Consider the following 19,121-nt stretch of genomic DNA (forward strand, 5'->3'; position numbering starts at 1 on the left):
AGAAGAACGCGGAATCGGGGACAATGCGTCCCCGCAGGTCAGGCCCCGTGGGCGATCTGGCCTCTTCCCCAAGCTGAGTGTCCAACGATTGTTCTCATGCCCCCAAGATAGCCGATATCGGGCCGCGAACGAAGTACAGGACGAAACCGGCCGAGACGATCCACAGCAGCCAGTGGACCTGCCGGGCGCGGTTGCTCATGGCGTGGATGAGCGCCCAGGAGATGAATCCGACGCCGATTCCGTTGGCGATCGAATAGGTCAGCGGCATCGTCACCATGGTGAGGAAGACCGGCAGCGAGGTGCGGAAGTCGGTCATGTCGATCTCACGGATCTGTGTGACCATCATGGCGCCGACGACGACGAGCGCTGCGGCTCCGGCCTCCATCGGGATGACGGCGATGAGCGGTGAGAAGAACATCGACATCAGGAACAGCACCCCGGTGATGCAGGCGGCGAGACCGGTCCGCGCGCCCTCGGCGATTCCTGCGGCGGAGTCGACGAAGACCGTGTTCGACGAGGCGGATGCACCGCCGCCGAAGACCGCACCGAGACCTTCGACGACGAAGGCTCCGCGGATGCGCGGGAACATTCCGTCGTCGGTCTGGAGTCCGGCGCTGCGGGCGAGTCCCGTCATCGATCCCATCGCGTCGAAGAAGTTCGTGAACACGAGGGTGAAGACGAGCATCGTGGCCGCGAGGACGCCGATGTGCTGGAATCCGCCGAAGAGGTCGAAGGCGCCGATGAGACCGAAGTCGGGAACGGCGACGACCTGCTGCGGGAATTCCGGCGCGGCGAGGTTCCAGCCCAGCGGATCCGGGTCGACCGGATCCCCGACGGTGCCGAGCTTCGCGACCGCCTGGATGATGATCGCGGCGATCGTGGCCACGATGATGCCGATGAGGATCCCACCGGGGATCCGCCTCGCGACGAGGATGCCGATGAGGACGAGGGCGAAGACGAAGACCAGCGTCGGCAGGGAGCCGATCGATCCGTCCTGGCCCAGCTGGACGGGCGGGCCCTCCGGGGTGCGGGTGACGAACCCGGCGTTGACGAAGCCGATGAAGGCGATGAAGAGTCCGATGCCCACCGTGATGGCGATCTTCAGCGCATGCGGGACGGCATTGAAGATCGCGGTGCGGATTCCCGTCGCGCCGAGGACGACGATGATGACGCCGTTGATGACCACCAGCCCCATCGCATCGGCCCAGGTGACCTCCTGGACGACGGAGACGGCGAGGAAGCTGTTCATCCCCAGCCCGGCGGCGAGGCCGAAGGGCAGTCGGGCGACGACGCCGAAGAGGATCGTGATGACGCCGGCGACGAGCCCGGTGACCGCGGTCAGCTGGGCGAAGTCGAGGCTGTCACCGGCGACGTCCTGGGAGCCGCCGAGGATGAGCGGGTTGAGGACGACGATATAGGCCATCGCGACGAAGGCGACGATGCCTCCGCGGATCTCCTGCTTGATCGACGACCCGCGCCCAGTGATTTCGAAGAATCTGTCGAGAAGCCCCGGTCTCGTAGATGCGGTCTGCACCGCTTGGTCGTTGTCAGCCATTTTCATGGACCACCTCAGGTTGTTCGATTTGGTCAGCCGCCGACATCATCGTCGTCGGCCCTGCGCCTTGAACGTGCGCAATGAAACAGGCAAGTCATCGGTCCGAGACCGAACCAGGATTTCCACATCCTGGAAAACTATTTCTGTTTCATCGAGCAAGTCTCGCCGCTCGACCCTGGTGTGTCAATCATCACACCTCTGCCCGCACCGATGCCATTCATCGGCGGGACAGACGAAACCCCTGATCAGAATCGTCTGATCAGGGGTTTCCCGTGGCGGTGGCGGTGGGATTTGAACCCACGGTAGGGGGTTGCCCTACACAACATTTCGAGTGTTGCACCTTCGGCCGCTCGGACACGCCACCGCCGACAACTGTACAGCGGTGGACTTTCCGCGTCCAAATCGGTTCACCGTGAGGTGGGACACGTCAGCGCCTGGCCGCGAAGAACTCTCTCAGCAGAGCTCGACTCTCCCCTGCCCGGACGCCCGAGGTCACCTCCGGATGATGGAGTGCTGCGCGATCGCGCAGCAGATCCCACACCGAACCGACGGCTCCGGCCTTGTCGTCGAAGGCACCGAAGACCACGCGCTCGGCCCGGGAGCCGACGAGGGCCCCGGCGCACATCGCGCACGGCTCCAAGGTCACGACGAGGGTGCAGCCGTCCAAGCGCCACTGACCCCTGACCGAGGCGGCGGCGGAGATCGCCATGAGCTCCGCGTGGCCGAGCGGATCGGCATCGACTTCGCGCCGATTGTGACCGCGCCCGATGACCTCACCGACCTCATCGATGACCACAGCCCCGACGGGAACGTCGTCATGAGCCGGCGCCAGCGCCGCCTCGGCGAGGGCATGCCCCATCCATTCGGCGAACTGAGCGTTCAGCGTGCGGCCTCGAGCTGGTCGGCGAAGCCGACGGTCTCACCGACGTGGGCGACGACGCGGGCCGGGTCGGATCGGTAGCTTTCGACCTGGTCGATCAGGGTGGCGGCGGGGACCCCTCGGTCGGTGTAGATATCGGGATCCCCGGCCCATTCGGCATCGGCGTCGAATTCGAGCATCTCGACCTCGGCGTCGTCCTCATCCTCGTCGGCTTCGGTTTCGTCCTCCTCGGCGCCGAAGTCCTCTTCGGGTTCGGCCTCGTAGGCGTCGGGGCGGGAGTCGAGGAAGTCGGCGAAGATCTCTGCGAACGGGCTCGCCTCGACCGCGGCGAGGTCGGAGAGGAAGACCTTGACCTCATTGTCCGCGCACAGGCGCACGAGGCCGAACCATTCGTCTTCGTGTTCGATGACGGCCACGGCCTCTCCGTCATCGCCGGCGGCCGAGCGCATCATATCGACGAGGTCGTCGAGGTCGTTCGCGTCACGGACGTCGACATCGAGGGCGCGGAAGCCATCGCCGGAATCGGCCAGGATCTCAGTGAAGTACGACATGCCTCCATTGTGAACGCTTCGCCCCGCGTTGACCACTGCCGGAGGCGTCGAGTTCTCCCGTACCATTTGGGTATGCATCTTCACGTAGCCGATCACCCGCTCATCGCCCACAAGCTCACCGCCCTGCGCGATGAGAACACGGATTCCGCGCGTTTCCGACAGCTCACCGAAGAGCTCGTCATGCTGCTGGCCTACGAGGCGACCCGATCGGTGTCGGTCGAGGACAAGGAGATCTCGACCCCGGTGACGACCACCACCGGCACCCGCATCGCCGAACCACGCCCCGTCGTGGTTCCGATCCTGCGCGCCGGGCTCGGCATGCTCGACGGCATGCTGCGCATCCTTCCCACCGCCGAGGTGGGCTTCCTCGGAATGGTCCGCGACGAGACGACGTTCGAGCCCAGCGCCTACGCCGACCGTCTGCCCGATGACCTCACCGGTCGGCAGATCTTCGTCGTCGATCCGATGCTCGCCACCGGCGGGACCCTGGCCATGGCCATCGACTTCCTGCTCGCCCGCGGCGCTCGCGACGTCACCGCCGTATGCCTGGTCTCCGCCCCCGAGGGCGTCCAGCGCATCGAACGCGACTTCAGCGACTCCGCCGAGGTGAAGGTGTACACGGCGGCACTCGACGAGAAGCTCAACGAGAAGGGCTACATCGTGCCCGGGCTCGGTGACGCCGGGGACCGGATGTACGGAATCGTCGACTGACCGGTCCCTGACGAGGCCGGACGAGGCTCGGCCGTTTCGTCATAATTCGTCACAGTCGTCTCATTTTCGGCTCTTTCATTGCAGTGTCTTCGCTTTGTGACAAATAATGAAGCCATGACTTCAGCGATCGACCAGATGCGAATGCCTGCGGCAGACATGTGTATGCCCTGCGTTCGCGGTCGGTGATCGTACTCCCGCTGTCCGGCCTCGAACGAGTTCACTCAAGCAGCGGACTCCTCCAGTCATATCGACCCGATGGTCGGAGCAAAGGACAGCTATGCCGAATCCAGAACCCGCCTACGTCCACCCGCGCAGCGCAGCGGCCACCCGACGTGCAGGAGCCAGGTTGAGCGCAGTCGACCCACAGAACGCACCGCACACCTTCGGCCCCGCCGGTGTCGTCCCCTCACCGAAGGCCGCTCGCGGAATCATCGTCTACATCGGACTCGATGAGTCCAAGGCCGCAGCCGACGGCACGAACCTCTCAGCGATCGCCGCTGAGCTGCAGGCCTACGCGAAGGAACTGGCCAGCCAGGCCGAGACGCAGGCCGTCATCGCACTGGCGCCGGAGGGCCGCGGCAGCGATATCGACGCCGTCCGCGCCGTGGCCAACGGCTCCCCCGCCGCGACCGGTGCTCCGGCGGCGACTCATGGGCCGGTGCGTTCGCGCATTCCCAACCGCATCCACCCGCCGGCTCTGCGCGAGGACTCCGCTCCGGCGGCTCCCGCACCCCGCGGCTTCGGCGGACGGGCCGGCGACGCCTACACCCAGGCGACCGGCGAACGTCTGCGCATCGACATTCCGCGCCGCGAGGTCCGCATCGACGGTGAGCTCGTCGACGTCACGACGAAGGAATTCGATCTGCTCGCCACCCTCGTCTCCCATGCCGATGAGACGCTTCCCCGTGAGGATCTCATCACCGCAGTGTGGTCCGGCGGTGAGGTTCCCGACGAACGCACCGTGGACGTGCACATCCGCCGACTGCGGCGCCGCCTCGGCGAATACGCTTCCGTGGTGCGCACGATGAGGGGTTCGGGCTACCGCTACGACACCCACCCCGATGTGACTGTGTGGAGCGCGACTGCACGTCGCTGATGCGGTGCGGCTGTGAGCCGTGTCGCAAGGGGCTTCCAGCGTGGGGCCAGACTTCCCGGTTAAGATCGTTGATCGATGAACCAGGCATATTCCTCACCGCGCAGAAGGCACAGCCCCGCGAAGGGCGTCACCGCATTGATCTTCGGGATCCTCTATGCGGCGTTCCTGCTCCTCCACAATCTGCTGCCGACGCGGATGGGCATCGCCCTCATCCTCGAATCGGTGCTCCCGTGGACGGGGATCGTCCTCGCGCTGGTGCTGCTCATGTTCCTCATCCGCTTCTCCTGGCTCTCTGCCATCGGATTCCTCGTGCCCGCGCTGGTGTGGACGGGGATGTTCGGACCTGCTCTGCTGCCGAATCAGGATTCCGGTGATCCCGATCTGACGGTGGCCACCCACAATGTGGGGGCGAGGATGCCGCAGCCCACGGCGGCCGCACAGAACATCGTCGACCGTGATCCGGACATCGTCACGATCCAGGAGCTCGAGTCCCTGTCGGGCAAGATCATCCACAAGGAGCTCGACTCCTCTTTCGACCATTCACAGGTTGTCGATACCATCGGCGTGTGGTCGAAATGGCCGATGTCGGCGCCCGAGGAGGTCGACCTGGGGCTGCAGTGGACGCGCGCGTTCGCGACCACGATCTCGACCGACCACGGTGACGTCCGCTTCTATGCCGTGCATATGCCCTCGGTGCGTCCGGGGCACGAATCGATGCGCAACGCCGCTCTGCGCCGGTTGGCCACGACCGTGGAGACCGATGGCGCCGAACATGTGATCGTCGCCGGTGACTTCAACACGGCGGCGACGGACAACAATATGGAGACCCTGGTTCCGCCGTTGGAGGATTCCCGGGAAGAGGCCCGAGGCGGGTTCGGCTTCACCTGGCCCGCCCGGTTCCCCGTCACCCGGCTCGACCATGTCCTCTACCGCGGTTTCGAGGCCAGCTCCGACGAGGTGCTCGAACGCGGATCGAGTGACCACCGTGCCGTCCTCGCCGGGCTCGACCTCAAGTAGTCGGATTCAGTTCGTGCACGCGTTTCAGTTCGTGCACGCGTTTCAGTTCGTGCACTGCCCGGCCGGCTGGGGTGTGCGGCTGCTCGTTCCGGCTTCGAGTTCGTCGGCGATCTCGGCTCGTGTGAGTGCGTACCCGGTTTCGTCATCGGTGGCCGAGCGGGCGAAGACCATGCCGACGACATCTCCCTGAGCGTCGATGAGCGGGCCTCCCGAATTGCCTTCGCGGACGATTCCACGCAGCGAATAGACCTCGCGAATCACGGATTTCGAGTCATAGATGTCGAGTCCGCGGGCGTTGATCTTCTCCCGCACCCGGGTCGGTGAGATCGTGTAGGGACCGTTGGCGGGGAATCCGACGACGACGGAGTCGTCCCCTGATCCGAGCCCGTCGCCGAAGTCGAGTGCGGGAGCGTCGAGTTCTGGAACTCGGAGCACGGCCACGTCGGCTTCGGCGTCGAATTCGACTACCTCGGCGCGATAGGGCCTGCCCTTGCCGCCGACCTGCACGGCGAGTTCCGTGGATCCGGCCACGACGTGGGCGTTGGTGGCGACGAGTCCGTCCTCGTAGACGAAGCCGGAGCCTTCCGAACCGGTGGCGCAGCTGGTGGCGGTGGTCGTGATCTTGACGACCGAGTCTTCGACGCTGCGACCGACGTCGACCATCCCGTCGTCGGGTTCTCCGACTCCGCGGATCTGTTCGGGTTGACCGGAGAACACCTGTGGGAATCCCGACGCGCTCAGTCCCTTCGCCAGTCCGCCGAGGGCGTTCTGGGAGGAATAGGGAATGGTGCGGTCGATGGCGGCGATGACGGTGGAGTCGGCGACCCAGCGGTTGGGTTCGACGAGCGGGGTGGTGCGGATGAAGCCGGCGGCGAGCCAGACGACGAGGATGTAGACGATCCCGGCGGTGACGGTGCCGCCGACGGCGTCGATGCCCTGGCCGAGATCGGAGTCCATAGAGCGTTTGATCCACGCGCCGATGCCGCTGCAGGCGAAGGCGAAGAGGACGGCGAGGACCAGTGGCATCGAGGCCAGCAGCATGAGCACGCCGGGGTTGTCCATGACATCGGTGCCGGTGCTCAGCGATTCGACGAGCGGGGAGAGCAGGCGCCCGAGGACCCAGCCGACGATGAAGCCGGCCGCGGTTCCGAGGCCGGTGATGATGCCCTGGCGGAACCCGGCGAAGAGCGCCCCGATGCCGAGGACGATGAGGAGGATGTCGAATGCTGTCACCGCTGGAACTTACCGCCCCATCTGTTTGGAGGCCGCGAGCAGACGTTCACGGGCGTCGGCGAACTGCTTGAGTTCGGCCCGTTCGATCTTGCGTTCCTGCTCACCGCCGATTCCGGCGAGCACGCGCATCCGCGTCGTCGACAGCTTGCCGGAGGTGCGGATCATGGTCTTCATCTCCTCCTTGCCGCCCGGGAACGATTTCGCCCAGTCGCGGCCGTTCTTCCGGCCCTTCCACGTTCCGAGCATGTCGACCTCGGCGTGGGTGAGCCAGCCGGAGTTCGCATAGTCTCCGAGCATGTTCTGTGTGTGCAGCCGTTCGCTGCGGCGCAGAATGATCCCGAGAGTGACCCAGGCCGCGGAGAGGATGGCGCTGAGGACGATGAGGCCGATGATCTGCGGGAGCATTCCGTCCATGACGTCACGGGTCATCTGCCCGAGGACGGCGAGGAACGCCATCGAGGCGTTCCAGAAGCCGTGCAGGACCATGCCGAGCAGGAGACCGGGAAGCCACATGAGGATGAGCGACCACCAGGGCCATTTGCGAGCGGCGAAGCCGATGGATACACCGGCGCAGGTCGAAAACGCAGTGTGCAGCAGCGGAGAGCCGAGACAGCGCATGGCGAATGTCACTGCCAGTCCCGGAAGTTCGCCGTCGTTCCACGACTGGCCGAGGTAGAGGATGTTCTCTGTGAAGGCGAAGCCGGCACCGATGAGTGAACCGTAGACGAGCCCGTCGAGGGGCCCTTCGAAGTGGCGCCGGGCGGCGAGGACGATGACGAGCAGGAGGATGGTCTTCGTCGATTCCTCGAGGATCGGAGCCTGAATGACTGCCCCGATGACGTCGGGCACCCCATTGATGCCGACCATATAGAGCGCGACCTCACCGACGAGTGAGAAGCCGAGGGTGAGGATGACCGAGGCGACGGCCCCCCAGAGAAGACAGATGCCCAAGAGGAGCTTCGGCTGCGGTTTCCACCGGTCGAGCCAGAGCACATACGCGATGATGGCCAGAAGCGGGATCGCCGCGAGTCCGATGAGACCGAAGAGGCGGACGCCGAAGCTCAGTCCGCCGAGCAGAGCGAGGAGGCCGAGCCCACCGACGAGAACGACGAGCACGAGGATCGCGGCGACGAGGCGGACGATGTTTCCGGTCGAATCAGGTTCGGTCTCCGGCTGGGACTGGCGCACGGCACCGGTCCAGGGAGTGTCGGTGACGACCTGTTGGGGGGCCTGCATTCCTGCACGGACCCGCATCTCCTGAGTCACCGTCGGCGCGAACCGCGGCTGCGCATACACGCGAGCCTGGGCCGGCGGTGGCGCATACATCGCCGGCTGGCCTTGCGGCGGCATCGGATGGCCGGGAGCCGGCTGCATCACCGGCTGGCCCTGCATGGGCGGCTGCCCCTGCATGGGCGGCTGTTGCGGCCGCGGCCCGCCTGGCTGCTGGCCAGCCTGCTGCGGATTCGGATGCTGCGACCCCTGTGGCCGCGGCCGGAACCGATCATGATTCTGTTGCTGATTCTGCGGCGGCACCTGGTCCTGCCGAGGCACCTGGCCCTGGGCAGGGGGAATGTTCGGGTTCGGTGGGCCCTGCACCTGGGGCGGCTGCGGTCTCTGCGAACCGGGACCGTTCTGTGCCGACATAGATCGTCCTTCTGCAATGGGGGAAATTCCGCTCACCTCAGTCTAGAGTCCCAGCCCTGCGCAGGTGGCCTCGCAGTGTATCCGTCCAGCAACACTTCAGCCGACTGCCACGTTCTTCGGACGACGCCCCGAAGTCCACTCAACCATTTTCGGCTGTGGATGGTCGCGAATTGTTCGGCCCTGTGCCGGCCATGTGGCAGGCCGCAGACGCAGCTGCTCTATGCCCGCGCTCGTCGTCCGACGACCGAAATCCCCCACAATGCCCGTCCGGACCACTCCCCTCCCTCCGGAGATCGGCAGGTCCCCCACTTCCACGTCACATCCTGTGGACGCTCAAAGCAGTATCCACAGCTCCTCAAACAGCCCTAGCTCGCCAGGCAGCTGCCCATGTCGAATCGGTCCATGACTACTCTCAGACTCGCATCGCTGCGCACCGCGCTGCTCCTCACCGTCCTCACTGTCGCTTCGCTCATCGGGCTGGGACCGGCTATGGCCGCGGGACCGCCTGCCAGCCTCGGCGAGGTGCCTGTGCTCACCGCTCCCGACGCCTACGGGCCGGGCATCTGGCACCATGCGAAACAGGGCAAGACCTGGTACGGCTCCTACCGGACCTTCCCCGACACTTCCGCCTACTGCATCGACGCGGGGAAGAAGTCTCCCCTGCCGAAGTACTTCGAGGACTCGAAGGCCGACAGAGTCACCTCGCCCCGCACAGCGTGGGCCCTGCACGAATACGCAGGCTCGAAGTCGAAGGATGTGCAGGCGGCACTGAGCGCGATGGCCCGCCTCGACAAGGCAGTCCCCCATGATCACAAGGTGCCGCCCCAGAAGCCGGCTGACCTGGGCAAGAAGTTCACTGCGGCCGCGAAGAAGCACTCGACGATCCTCGCCGAGGCCAAGAAGTTCGCAGGACCGTACACCCTCGACATCAGCCTCGAACCGGTGCTGCGCATGCCCGTGCTCGAACCCCATGCCGCCCCGGAGTCCGCCGCTTCTCCTGACTCCTGGGCCTCCGGTTCCGCCACCGACGACGGCAAGTCTGACGACGACAGTCCGAAGCTCCTCGGCACTCCCACCGATGAGGCGACACTGACGGTCTCCCTGCTCAGCGCCTCCGGGGCGCAGGTCCCCGACGTTGCCGTCGCGCTGAAGACTTCCGGTACGACGAAGGCTCCGACGACCCTGACCACGGGCAACGACCCCGTGACCACGACGCTGCAGGCGAGCGCGCCCGGCACTCTGTCCGTGACCGCCTCGGCGAAGATCGCCCCGCAGTCCGTGCGCATCGTCGAACCGACGTCCGGCACGCGGGTGCAGCGAGTCATCACCCCGGACACTCCCGATTCCGTCACGGACAAGGCATCGCTGGATCTGAGTTCCCAACCGAAGGTGACCACCGAGATCTCCGACCAGACGCCGACACCGGGTGAGACGGTCACCGACGAATTCACCGTCTCCGGCCTCATCGGCGACCACACCGTCACCGTCGAACACACCCTGTGGCAGACCGCGACGGCCCCGAAGCAGGGCACGAAGAACGATGACGCTCGCGAAATCGGGTCCGTGACTTCGAAGGATGTCGGCAACGGCACCCATACGTCCGGTGAGGTCACCGTGCCGAAGGACTTCCGCGGCTGGCTGTACTTCACCGAGACGATCGCCGGGGACAAGACGACGAAGGAGTGGAAGGGCATCCACGGCCAACCTCGTGAGACCGGATTCGTCCCGTGGACCCCGACCGCCGACACCGAGGCGGTGCTGCAGGGAACATCGACCCACGACGAGGTGGCTGTGACCGGTCTGCGACCGGGTTCCGAAGCCGTGCTCACCGTCACCGCCTACCATGTGGAGACCGAACCCGAGCAGTCGGAGGAGCCCGACGGCACGGAGCTGTCCGTGCAGGACTTCACCGTCAACGCCGACGAGGAAGGTCACGCCGAGATCAGCACGGAGCCGATCGAGATGCCCGTCGGCTGGGTCACCTATGTGACGACGATCGAGGGCAGCGATGTCAATGCTGAGTGGACGAGTGACTGGGGCGTCCCCGCCGAAACCGTGCACCGGCCGGCCGAGGAGACGCCGTCCACTCCCCCGGCACCGCCGGGGACACCGAGCGCCCCGCCGGAGCAGCCGAGCTCGCCGCCCGAGCAGCCGAGCTCGCCGCCCGAACAGCCGGAACAGCCGGAGGCCCCGGAGAAGTCCGCGACCCCACCGGTCGAACCGGTCGCCGAGACTCCCGCGGCCCCGACCCCCGAACTGCCTCGCACCGGCACGACCGGCACCGGCATGCTCATCGGCTTGGGAATCGTCCTCGTCGGTCTCGGCACAACGATCCTGCTGATCTCCGGCAGCCGCCGCGACAGAGAATAGGAGAGAGTGAATGCACGTCGCCCCCGACCGCAGATCAGCGGTCGGGGGCGATGTGTGCTCAGTCCTGAACCCAGGTGTCGGCCCAGGCACGTGCCCCGTTCATCATCAGGCCGACATCGGCGCCGACGAGGACGAAGGACGCTCCGGCCTCCAGATACCTCCGTGCCTGGTCGGGGTCGAAGGCATTGACGCCGACGGGTTTGCCGGCAGCCTTCACCGCTTCGAAGGTGCGCGCCACCGCATCGGTGACGTCCGGGTGAGTCTGCTGGCCGAGCAGACCCATCGACGCGGCCAGGTCGGAGGGCCCGACGAAGATCTGGTCGATTCCGTCGACCGCGGCGATCTCTGCGGCATTGTCCACTGCGGTCGCCGATTCGATCTGCACGGTCAGGGACACGAACTCCTCGGCCCGCTTCAGGTACCCGTCCACGGCATTCCACCGGGAGGCCCTCGCCAGGGCCGAACCGACCCCGCGCACACCTCTCGGCGGATAACGGACGGCCGCCACAGCCGCCTCGGCGTCGGACTTCGTATCGACCATCGGCACGAGCAGATTCTGCGCGCCGAGGTCGAGGTACCCCTTGATGAGCACCCGATCATTCACCGGCACCCGGACGACGGGGGTGGCCGGGTAGCCGTTCATCGCGCGCAGCAGACTCGTCGTGGTCTCGAGTCCGATCGGGGAATGCTCGGCGTCGATGAGGACCCACTGCATTCCCGAGGCGGCGGCGATCTCGGCGGCCACGGGCGAACCGGAGCACACCCACATCCCGGCCAGATATTCGCCGTCGCCGAGGCCGGCCACACGGCCTGAGAAGGTCTGCGGAAGTTCTACTCGAAACGGCATGTGATGGCTCCCAGCTCTCCGTAGTCGGCGTGGACTGTGTCACCGGGATGAACCCACATGGGGCGGGTGAACGATCCGGCGAGCACGGTCTCGCCCGCCTGCAGCACATCACCGTGTTCGGCGAGTTTGTTCGCCAACCACACTATTCCGCGGGCCGGATGGTCGAGCACGGCGGCGGCGACTCCGGAGTCCTCGATCGTCTCGTTGCGGTAGAGCAGGGCGTTCACCCGGCGCAGGTCCACGGCATCGACGGCGACGGGACGGCCGCCGAGGACCATCGCGCCCAGTGCCGCATTGTCCGAGATGGTGTCGACGATCGTGCGGCCCTCCATCTCGATGCGCGAGGACAGGACCTCGAGAGCGGGGACGACGTACTCGGTGGCGCGGAGGACGTCGAAGAGACTGACGTCGGGCCCGCGCAGTTCGTCACGCAGCACGAAGGCGAGCTCGACCTCGATGCGCACCCCCGAATACTGCGCATGGTCGATCACGGACCCGGTGTCATAGACCTGGTCGGCGAAGATCGCCCCGTAGTCGGGTTCGGTGATTCCCGTCGCCTGCTGCATCGGCTTCGAGGTCAGGCCGATCTTGTGACCATAGAGCCGACGGCCTGCGGCTTCCCCTCGACGGCGCCATTCGTTCTGCACCGCATAGGAGTCCTCGACCGTCATGTCCGGATACTTCGCGGTGAGCAGACCGATCTTCGAGCGTGTCCGCTCCGCCTCCGCGAGATCGTCGGCGATGGCCGCGATCGTTTCCTCATCGAGCATATGGATTCCTTTCAGAGCTGGTTGCCCAGCTTGCCCTCATTCTCATCCGCCCGGGTGTAGGAGAACCCGTCGGCGCCGATCGTCACGGCCATCTCCGAATCGTCCGTGCGCGCATGCACGGGCTGCGGGTTGCCGTCGAGGTCGAGGACGAGGGAGGCGTCTGTGTACCAGGACGGCACGACGGGATTGCCCCACCAGTCGCGGCGCTGATTGTCGTGGACGTCCCAGGTGATGACCGGGTTGTCCGGGTCGCCTGTGTAGTAGTCCTGCGTGTACACCTCGACGCGGTGGCCGTCGGGGTCGCGCAGGTAGAGGTAGAAGGCGTTCGAGACTCCGTGGCGGCCGGGGCCGCGTTCGATCGAATCGGACCGACGCAAGGCACCGAGCTTGTCGCAGATGGCGAGGATGTTGTGCTTCTCATGCGTTGCGAAGCACACATGGTGCATACGCGGTCCGTCGCCGCCGGTCATCGCCGTGTCGTGGACGGTGGATTTGCGGCGCATCCACGCGGCGTAGACCGTGCCTTCGTCGTCCTGGATGTCCTCCGTGACGCGGAAACCGAGGTCCTGCATGTACTTCACCGCCCGCGGCACATCCGGGGTGACCTGATTGAAATGGTCGAGGCGGACGAGTTCGCCGGGGATGTGCAGGTCATAGCGCCATGACATGCGCTCGACGTGGTCGGATCGGTAGAAGAACTCGTACGGGAAGCCGAGCGGGTCGACCACGCGCACGGAGTCGCCCACGCCCTTGACGAAGCCGTCGGGACTGCGGCGGACATCGCAGCCGAGTTCGGTGTAGAAGGCCACCGCCTTGTCGAGCTCTTCCGGGCTGCGGACTCGGTAGGAGAACGCGGCCACGGCAGCGACCTCGCCCTTGCGCAGGACGAGATTGTGGTGGATGAACTCTTCCGTCGAGCGCAGGTAGAGAGTGTTCTCATCCTCCTCGGTGACATAGAGTCCGAGCACGTCGACGTAGAACTCCCGGGAGGCGGCGAGGTCGGTGACGACGAGTTCCATATAGGCGCAGCGGAGGATGTCGGGCGGGCTCGCCTGCGGTGTGGCGATGGGGTTGTCGGTGACGATGCCCGTCTCCTGGCTGACGAAGTAGCCGGCCGAGGTCCGAGTCATTTCAGTGCGTTTCGTCATGGCTGCTTCACTGCTTTCCGAAGACCGGGTTGTGGACCTCGCCGAGGTTGATGTGCACGGACTGCTGTTCCGTGTAGAAGTCGATCGACCGGTAGCCGCCCTCGTGGCCGAGGCCCGAAGCCTTGACACCGCCGAAGGGGGTGCGCAGGTCACGGACGTTGTTCGAGTTCAGCCACACCATTCCCGACTCCACGGCCTGGGAGAAGTTGTGGGCGCGCTTGAGATCCGAGGTCCAGATATAGGCGGCCAGACCGTACTTCGTGTTGTTCGCCAGCTCCAGGGCCTCCTCGTCGGAGGAGAACGGGGTGATCGCGACGACGGGTCCGAAGATCTCCTCCTGGAAGATCCGGGCGTCGGGTGCGACATCGGCGAAGACGGTCGGTTGGACGAAGTTGCCGGTCTCGAAGCCGTCAGGGCGTCCGCCGCCGGCGACGAGGCGGGCCTCGGTCTTGCCGATCTCGACGTAGGACATGACCTTCTCAAAGTGCTCGGGGTGGACGAGTGCGGCCACCTCAGTGCTGGGATCCGACGGCAGACCGACCTTCACGCGCTCGGCCTGGGCGGCGTAGCGCTCGACGAATTCGTCGTAGATCGACTCCTCGACGAGGATGCGCGAACCGGCGGTGCAGCGTTCCCCGTTGAGGGAGAAGACGCCGAAGATCGTGGCGTTGACGGCGGCGTCGAGGTCCGCGTCGGCGAAGACGACGGCCGGTGACTTGCCGCCGAGCTCCATCGACAGACCCTTGAGCCAGGGGGCGGCGTTGGCGAAGATCGTCTGTCCGGTCTTCGACTCACCGGTGAAGGAGATGAGCGGAACGTCGGGGTGCTTGACGAGCGAATCGCCGGCGAAGCCCTCCTCACCGAAGCCGTTGACCATGTTGAACACACCGCTCGGCAGTCCGGCCTCTTCGAAGATGCCCGGCCACAGAGAGGCCGAGAGCGGGGTGAACTCGGCAGGCTTGAGCACGACGGTGTTGCCGGTCGCGATCGCCGGTCCCAGCTTCCAGGACTCGAGCATGAACGGGGTGTTCCACGGGGTGATGAGCCCGGCCACGCCGATCGGTTTGCGGTTGACGTAGTTCGCCTGACGGCCGGGGACCTTGAAGGCGTCGTCGACCTGGGCGACAATGAGGTCGGCGAAGAAGCGGAAGTTCTCCGCTGCGCGTGCCGCCTGCCCCTTGGCCTGGGTGATCGGCAGTCCGGAGTCGAAGGACTCCATGGCCGCGAGTTCGTCCTTGCGGGATTCGACGATATCGGCGATCTTATTGAGAATGCGGGCACGCTCACGCGGCAGCATCGTCGGCCACGGGCCCTCGTCGAAGGCCGTCTTCGCCGCGGCGACAGCGGCTTCGACATCGGCCTTCTTACCCGAGGCGGCCTTGATATAGGCCTCGTTCGTCACCGGGTTGAGCACGTCGAATTCGTCTCCGTCGATGGAGTCGACGAACTCTCCGCCGATGTAGTGGCGGATCTTCTCCGGCATATCTGCCGGCAGGGTTGTGGACTGTGTCATAACTTGTCCTTTCTACGAATCTTTCACATCTGTGGCTGATGCTGCGGTGGTCGTCTGCGAGTTCTGGAAGCTGTGCAGTGTGGCCGAGCGGTGCTCGCGCACGGCCCGTTCGATCTCCTGCGCCGAGGCGCGGGCCCGGATGAGGGCGACGATGCGCGAGTGCTCCTCCACCGACTCCAGCGCCCGCTCGGGGACGAAGGAGAACGTCGAATCCCGCAGGTGATTGAGCCGGTCCCATTCGAGTTCGACGAGGGTGCACAGCCGTTCGTTCGGGCAGCGCCGGTAGAGCGTTTCGTGGAACTCGTGGTTGAGCCGGGTGAATTCGGCAGGTTCGAATTCGTCGAGCAGTGCCCGCATCCGATCATTGATGTGCTCCGCCGCATCGAGATCACCGGCGCCGAGGTGGACCCGCGCTTGGGCGACGGCCGCTGCTTCGAGGATCGCGACCGTCTCCATCGACTGGGTGTAGGAGCCCTGATCGACCATGGCCACGCGGGCCCCGACATTGCGTTCGAAGGTCACGAGCCCGTCGGCTTCCAGTCGGCGGATGGCCTCGCGCACAGGCACCACGGAGGTGTCGAGCTCGAGCGCGATCTGCGCAAGCACCAGTTTGTGCCCGGGCTGGTAGGTCTGATCGGCGACGCGTTCGCGGATCCACCGGTAGGCGGTTTCGGCCTTGCTCAGTGTCGGCGGGCCGGCCCCGGCAGCGGCTGCTGGTTCGGTCCTCACCGGGAGGCCTTCCACTCGTCGAACTTCGACTTCCATTCGCCCTTCGGCGGGAAGAGCTCTTCGATCGGGTTGCCGGCGGCGACCTGTTCGGCCACCCAGCCGTCCTCGATCTCCTTGGCCAGTGCCGCGTCGACGATCTCTTCGGCCACGTCGCGAGGGATGACGATGGCTCCGTCGTCATCGGCGACGATGACATCGCCGGGCAGGACGGTGGCGTTGCCGCAGGCCACTGCCACGTCCGACTCCCATGGAACATGACGGCGGCCGAGCACGGCGGGGTGCTTCGCGGTGGCGAACACGGGCAGGATGTCGGCCACCTCGGCGGAGTCGCGGACTCCCCCGTCCGTGACGACTCCTGCTGCGCCGAGAGACTTCGCGCGCAGGGCGAGGATGTCGCCGAGGGTGCCCGAGCCGGATTCGCCGCGGGCTTCGATGACGATGACCTCACCGGGGCGGATCGAGTCGAATGCCTGTTTCTGCGCGTTGAATCCGCCGCCGTGCGATTTGAACAGGTCTTCGCGGTTGGGCACGAAGCGCAGGGTCTTCGCGGTACCGACGATCTTCGCGCCCGCCTTCAGCGGGGCCACGCCTTCGATGACGACGTTGTTGAGTCCGCGCGCCCGCAGCTGAGCCGACAGGCCCGCGGTCGGGGCTTCGGTGAGCTTCGCAACGAGGCCGGCGTCGAGTTCGGTCGCTGCTGTCTCGTCGGCGGCGCCCTCCGGCGCGAGTCCGGCGGCCTCGCGCGATCCCCAGGCGTCGACGGTCAGTGCTTCGTTCACTGCGGGCAGGCTGCCGAGGTCTTCGTCGAAGTCGCCGGGGCCTTCGACGACGGTGGTGGTCAGCCGTCCGGAGCTCAGTTCCTCGCCGTTCGCCGAGGCGGCCGTGACCTCGACCTCGATCGTGTCACCGGGGGCGACGACGGAGGACCCGGCCGGAGTGCCGGTGAGGATGACGTCTCCGGCCTCGAGGGTGAGATGCTGGCTGAGATCGGCGACGATGCGCGGGAGGGTGAAGATGAGCTGGTCGGCGCGCGTACCGTCGTCCTGGACGACTTCGCCGTTGACCCGGGTGCGCAGGCGCAGGGAGTCGGGGGCCGCCTCGGCAGCCGGGATGAGCTCGGGGCCCAGCGGGGTATAGCCATCACGGCTCTTCGAGCGCACGTTCGATCCCTTGTCCGGGGTCTTCATGTCGTAGAGGCCGAAATCGTTCGATGCGGTCACTCCGGCCACATACGACCAGGCGTCGGCCTCGGTGACGCTGCGGGCGGGGGTGCCGATGACGATGGCGATCTCACCTTCGAAGGCGAGCAGAGAGGTTCCGGCAGGGCGTTCGATGGTCTGGCCGGAGGCGGCGACGGAGCTGGCCGCCTTGAGGAAGTAGGACGGCTGGGCGGGGCGTTTTCCTCGCTGTGACGCACGGGACTCATAGGCCACATGAACGGCAATGATCTTGCCCGGACGTGCGGGAACACCTGCTGGAGTCGACATCGATCTCACACCTCATTTCGGTTGGCTTCACCACAGATCGTATATGATACGGTTCCCGAGGACAAGTAATCCAGACCACAGCGAATGTGGCCGGGATGCACTGCAGACGCACGACAGGACACAGGAGTCATGGCAGCACAGAAGCACACTCAGACCCGGGTGGCGTTCGCGACGATCGTCGGCACGAGCATCGAGTGGTACGACTATTTCCTCTATGCGGCGGCCTCGGGGCTGGTCTTCAACGAGCTCTTCTTCGGCCCGCTCGGATCGACGCTCTCAACCATGGTCGCCTTCGCGACGGTCGGGATCAGCTTCCTCTTCCGCCCCTTGGGCGCATTCCTCGCCGGACACGTCGGCGACAAGCTCGGCCGCCGGGTGGTCCTCATCATCACTCTCATCGCCATGGGCGCTGCGACCGCGCTCATCGGCTTCCTGCCGACCTTCGAATCCGCGGGCGTCCTGGCCCCGGTCCTGCTCATCGCACTGCGCATCGTCCAAGGCGTCTCGGCCGGCGGCGAATGGGGCGGAGCCGTTCTGCTCGCCGTCGAGCACGCCGATGAGAAGTCACGCGGACTGCGCGGATCCTTCCCGCAGATCGGGGTGTCCATCGGACTCCTGCTGTCCTCGGGCGTACTCGCCCTGATGACCTCGATCGCCCCAGGTGACGCGTTCCTCGAATGGGGCTGGCGAGTGCCGTTCTTCCTCTCCATCGTCCTCGTCTTCATCGGCTACTGGATCCGCCGCGGAGTCGAGGAATCCCCCGTCTTCCATGAGATCGCAGAGCGCAAGGAGCAGGTGTCGAACCCTCTGGGTCGCCTGATCAAGGGCCACTGGCTGCTCGTCGTCCTCGCCTCGCTCGTCTTCATGGGCAACAACGCCGCCGGCTACATGACCACCGGCGGATACATCCAGAACTACGCCACGGACCCGGCCGGGCCCATCGGCCTCGAGCGCGGCCCCGTGCTCTGGGCCGTCGCCGCCTCGGCGGTGTCCTGGCTGATCTTCACCATCATCGCGGGTGCCGTCTCGGACAGGATCGGCCGCCGGAACACCTACATCCTCGGCTGGGTGCTCCTGCTCGCGGGCATCTTCTCCCTGTTTCCGCTGGTCAACACCGGTTCGGTGGGCATGCTCCTGCTCGGGCTCGTCGTCCTCACGGTCGGCCTGGGCTTCACCTACGGTCAGCAGCCGGCTATGTACGCCGAGCTGTTCCCCTCCAGCGTCCGCTTCTCCGGGGTCTCGGTCTCCTATGCGATCGGATCGATCCTCGGCGGCGCCTTCGCCCCGACGATCGCGAAGGGTCTCGTGTCGTCGACGGGAACGACCGCCTCGGTGGCGGTGTACCTCGGCGTCGTCGCCGTGCTCGCACTCGCGGCGACCCTGCTGCTGCGTGACCGCACCGGCATCCCGCTGGGACCCGATCACGAGGACGAGCAGTCGGTCAGCCCGATCGTCGGAGTCGGTTCGCACCGTCGGACGATGGAATCCAGCACCGAGGCGGCTCTGCACGACTGATCTGCGACGACAGTGGCCCACGCCACCCCGCCGACGCCAGATCGTATATGAACTG

At 66.0% G+C, this 19,121-nt stretch carries 16 protein-coding genes and 1 tRNA gene; 5 read left to right on the forward strand and 12 right to left on the reverse strand.

From position 1 onward, the window contains the following. Positions 1–94: 94 nt before the first annotated feature. From GUY37_RS14650 to GUY37_RS14665, 4 genes are all read right to left on the reverse strand, one after another. On the reverse strand, positions 95–1,555 hold the full coding sequence (locus GUY37_RS14650) for an NCS2 family permease (RefSeq protein ID WP_166827018.1): 1,461 nt from the start codon (positions 1,553–1,555) through the stop codon (positions 95–97). A 273-nt stretch (positions 1,556–1,828) separates the two neighbouring features. Next, positions 1,829–1,919: transfer RNA gene (locus tag GUY37_RS14655), tRNA-Ser, on the reverse strand. A gap of 63 nt (positions 1,920–1,982) precedes the next feature. After that, positions 1,983–2,414 carry a nucleoside deaminase gene (locus GUY37_RS14660; RefSeq protein WP_166827021.1) on the reverse strand — a complete coding sequence of 144 codons (432 nt, stop codon included), beginning with the start codon at positions 2,412–2,414 and terminating at the stop codon, positions 1,983–1,985. Between the two features lie 20 nt (positions 2,415–2,434). Beyond that, positions 2,435–2,986 (reverse strand): tRNA adenosine deaminase-associated protein, encoded by a 552-nt coding sequence (locus GUY37_RS14665; protein WP_166827024.1) that lies wholly within the window; start codon positions 2,984–2,986, stop codon positions 2,435–2,437. Between the two features lie 72 nt (positions 2,987–3,058). Here GUY37_RS14665 and upp point away from each other — a divergent pair, with 72 nt between their 5' ends. The 3 genes from upp to GUY37_RS14680 all read left to right on the forward strand — a co-directional run bounded on the left by upp (position 3,059) and on the right by GUY37_RS14680 (position 5,810). Next, positions 3,059–3,697, forward strand: a complete 639-nt coding sequence (gene upp, locus GUY37_RS14670; protein ID WP_166827027.1) for a uracil phosphoribosyltransferase — start codon at positions 3,059–3,061, stop codon at positions 3,695–3,697. A gap of 277 nt (positions 3,698–3,974) precedes the next feature. Then, the gene (locus GUY37_RS14675) at positions 3,975–4,793 is read left to right on the forward strand and encodes a winged helix-turn-helix transcriptional regulator (protein WP_166827030.1); all 819 of its coding nucleotides are present in this window, start codon (positions 3,975–3,977) and stop codon (positions 4,791–4,793) included. Positions 4,794–4,868: 75 nt separating this feature from the next. After that, on the forward strand, positions 4,869–5,810 hold the full coding sequence (locus GUY37_RS14680; protein WP_166827032.1) for an endonuclease/exonuclease/phosphatase family protein: 942 nt from the start codon (positions 4,869–4,871) through the stop codon (positions 5,808–5,810). A 42-nt stretch (positions 5,811–5,852) separates the two neighbouring features. Here the strand turns inward: GUY37_RS14680 and GUY37_RS14685 are convergent, their stop codons facing one another. Continuing rightward, positions 5,853–7,043 carry a MarP family serine protease gene (locus tag GUY37_RS14685; protein WP_166827035.1) on the reverse strand — a complete coding sequence of 397 codons (1,191 nt, stop codon included), beginning with the start codon at positions 7,041–7,043 and terminating at the stop codon, positions 5,853–5,855. Between the two features lie 9 nt (positions 7,044–7,052). Next, a complete protein-coding gene (locus GUY37_RS14690; RefSeq protein WP_228278205.1) occupies positions 7,053–8,687 on the reverse strand; it encodes a PrsW family intramembrane metalloprotease in 1,635 nt (544 codons plus the stop codon). Positions 8,688–9,089: 402 nt separating this feature from the next. Here GUY37_RS14690 and GUY37_RS14695 point away from each other — a divergent pair, with 402 nt between their 5' ends. Next, a complete protein-coding gene (locus GUY37_RS14695) occupies positions 9,090–11,057 on the forward strand; it encodes a hypothetical protein (RefSeq protein WP_166827038.1) in 1,968 nt (655 codons plus the stop codon). Positions 11,058–11,115: 58 nt separating this feature from the next. Here the strand turns inward: GUY37_RS14695 and GUY37_RS14700 are convergent, their stop codons facing one another. From GUY37_RS14700 to GUY37_RS14725, 6 genes are read right to left on the reverse strand one after another with little or no spacing between them, the layout of a single operon-like run. Continuing rightward, the gene (locus GUY37_RS14700; RefSeq protein ID WP_166827041.1) at positions 11,116–11,904 is read right to left on the reverse strand and encodes an HpcH/HpaI aldolase family protein; all 789 of its coding nucleotides are present in this window, start codon (positions 11,902–11,904) and stop codon (positions 11,116–11,118) included. Beyond that, positions 11,889–12,674, reverse strand: a complete 786-nt coding sequence (locus tag GUY37_RS14705) for a fumarylacetoacetate hydrolase family protein (RefSeq protein ID WP_166827044.1) — start codon at positions 12,672–12,674, stop codon at positions 11,889–11,891. Before GUY37_RS14705 ends, GUY37_RS14700 begins: the two co-directional genes overlap by 16 nt. A gap of 11 nt (positions 12,675–12,685) precedes the next feature. Then, a complete protein-coding gene (hpaD, locus tag GUY37_RS14710) occupies positions 12,686–13,822 on the reverse strand; it encodes a 3,4-dihydroxyphenylacetate 2,3-dioxygenase (RefSeq protein WP_166827047.1) in 1,137 nt (378 codons plus the stop codon). A 7-nt stretch (positions 13,823–13,829) separates the two neighbouring features. Then, a complete protein-coding gene (gene hpaE, locus GUY37_RS14715; RefSeq protein ID WP_166827050.1) occupies positions 13,830–15,335 on the reverse strand; it encodes a 5-carboxymethyl-2-hydroxymuconate semialdehyde dehydrogenase in 1,506 nt (501 codons plus the stop codon). A 12-nt stretch (positions 15,336–15,347) separates the two neighbouring features. Then, positions 15,348–16,064, reverse strand: a complete 717-nt coding sequence (locus GUY37_RS14720; protein ID WP_228278206.1) for a GntR family transcriptional regulator — start codon at positions 16,062–16,064, stop codon at positions 15,348–15,350. Beyond that, positions 16,061–17,551: a fumarylacetoacetate hydrolase family protein gene (locus GUY37_RS14725; RefSeq protein WP_166827057.1), complete on the reverse strand. Its 1,491-nt coding sequence runs from the start codon at positions 17,549–17,551 to the stop codon at positions 16,061–16,063. The genes GUY37_RS14720 and GUY37_RS14725 overlap by 4 nt, the downstream gene beginning before the upstream one ends. Before the next feature lie 129 nt (positions 17,552–17,680). On the opposite strand from GUY37_RS14725, the gene GUY37_RS14730 reads away from it, so the two are divergent. Then, a complete protein-coding gene (locus GUY37_RS14730) occupies positions 17,681–19,066 on the forward strand; it encodes an MFS transporter (RefSeq protein ID WP_228278207.1) in 1,386 nt (461 codons plus the stop codon). Positions 19,067–19,121 lie beyond the last annotated feature (55 nt).

The sequence above is a fragment of the Brevibacterium limosum genome, from assembly GCF_011617705.1.
GTDB classification, from domain to species: Bacteria; Actinomycetota; Actinomycetes; order Actinomycetales; family Brevibacteriaceae; genus Brevibacterium; species Brevibacterium limosum.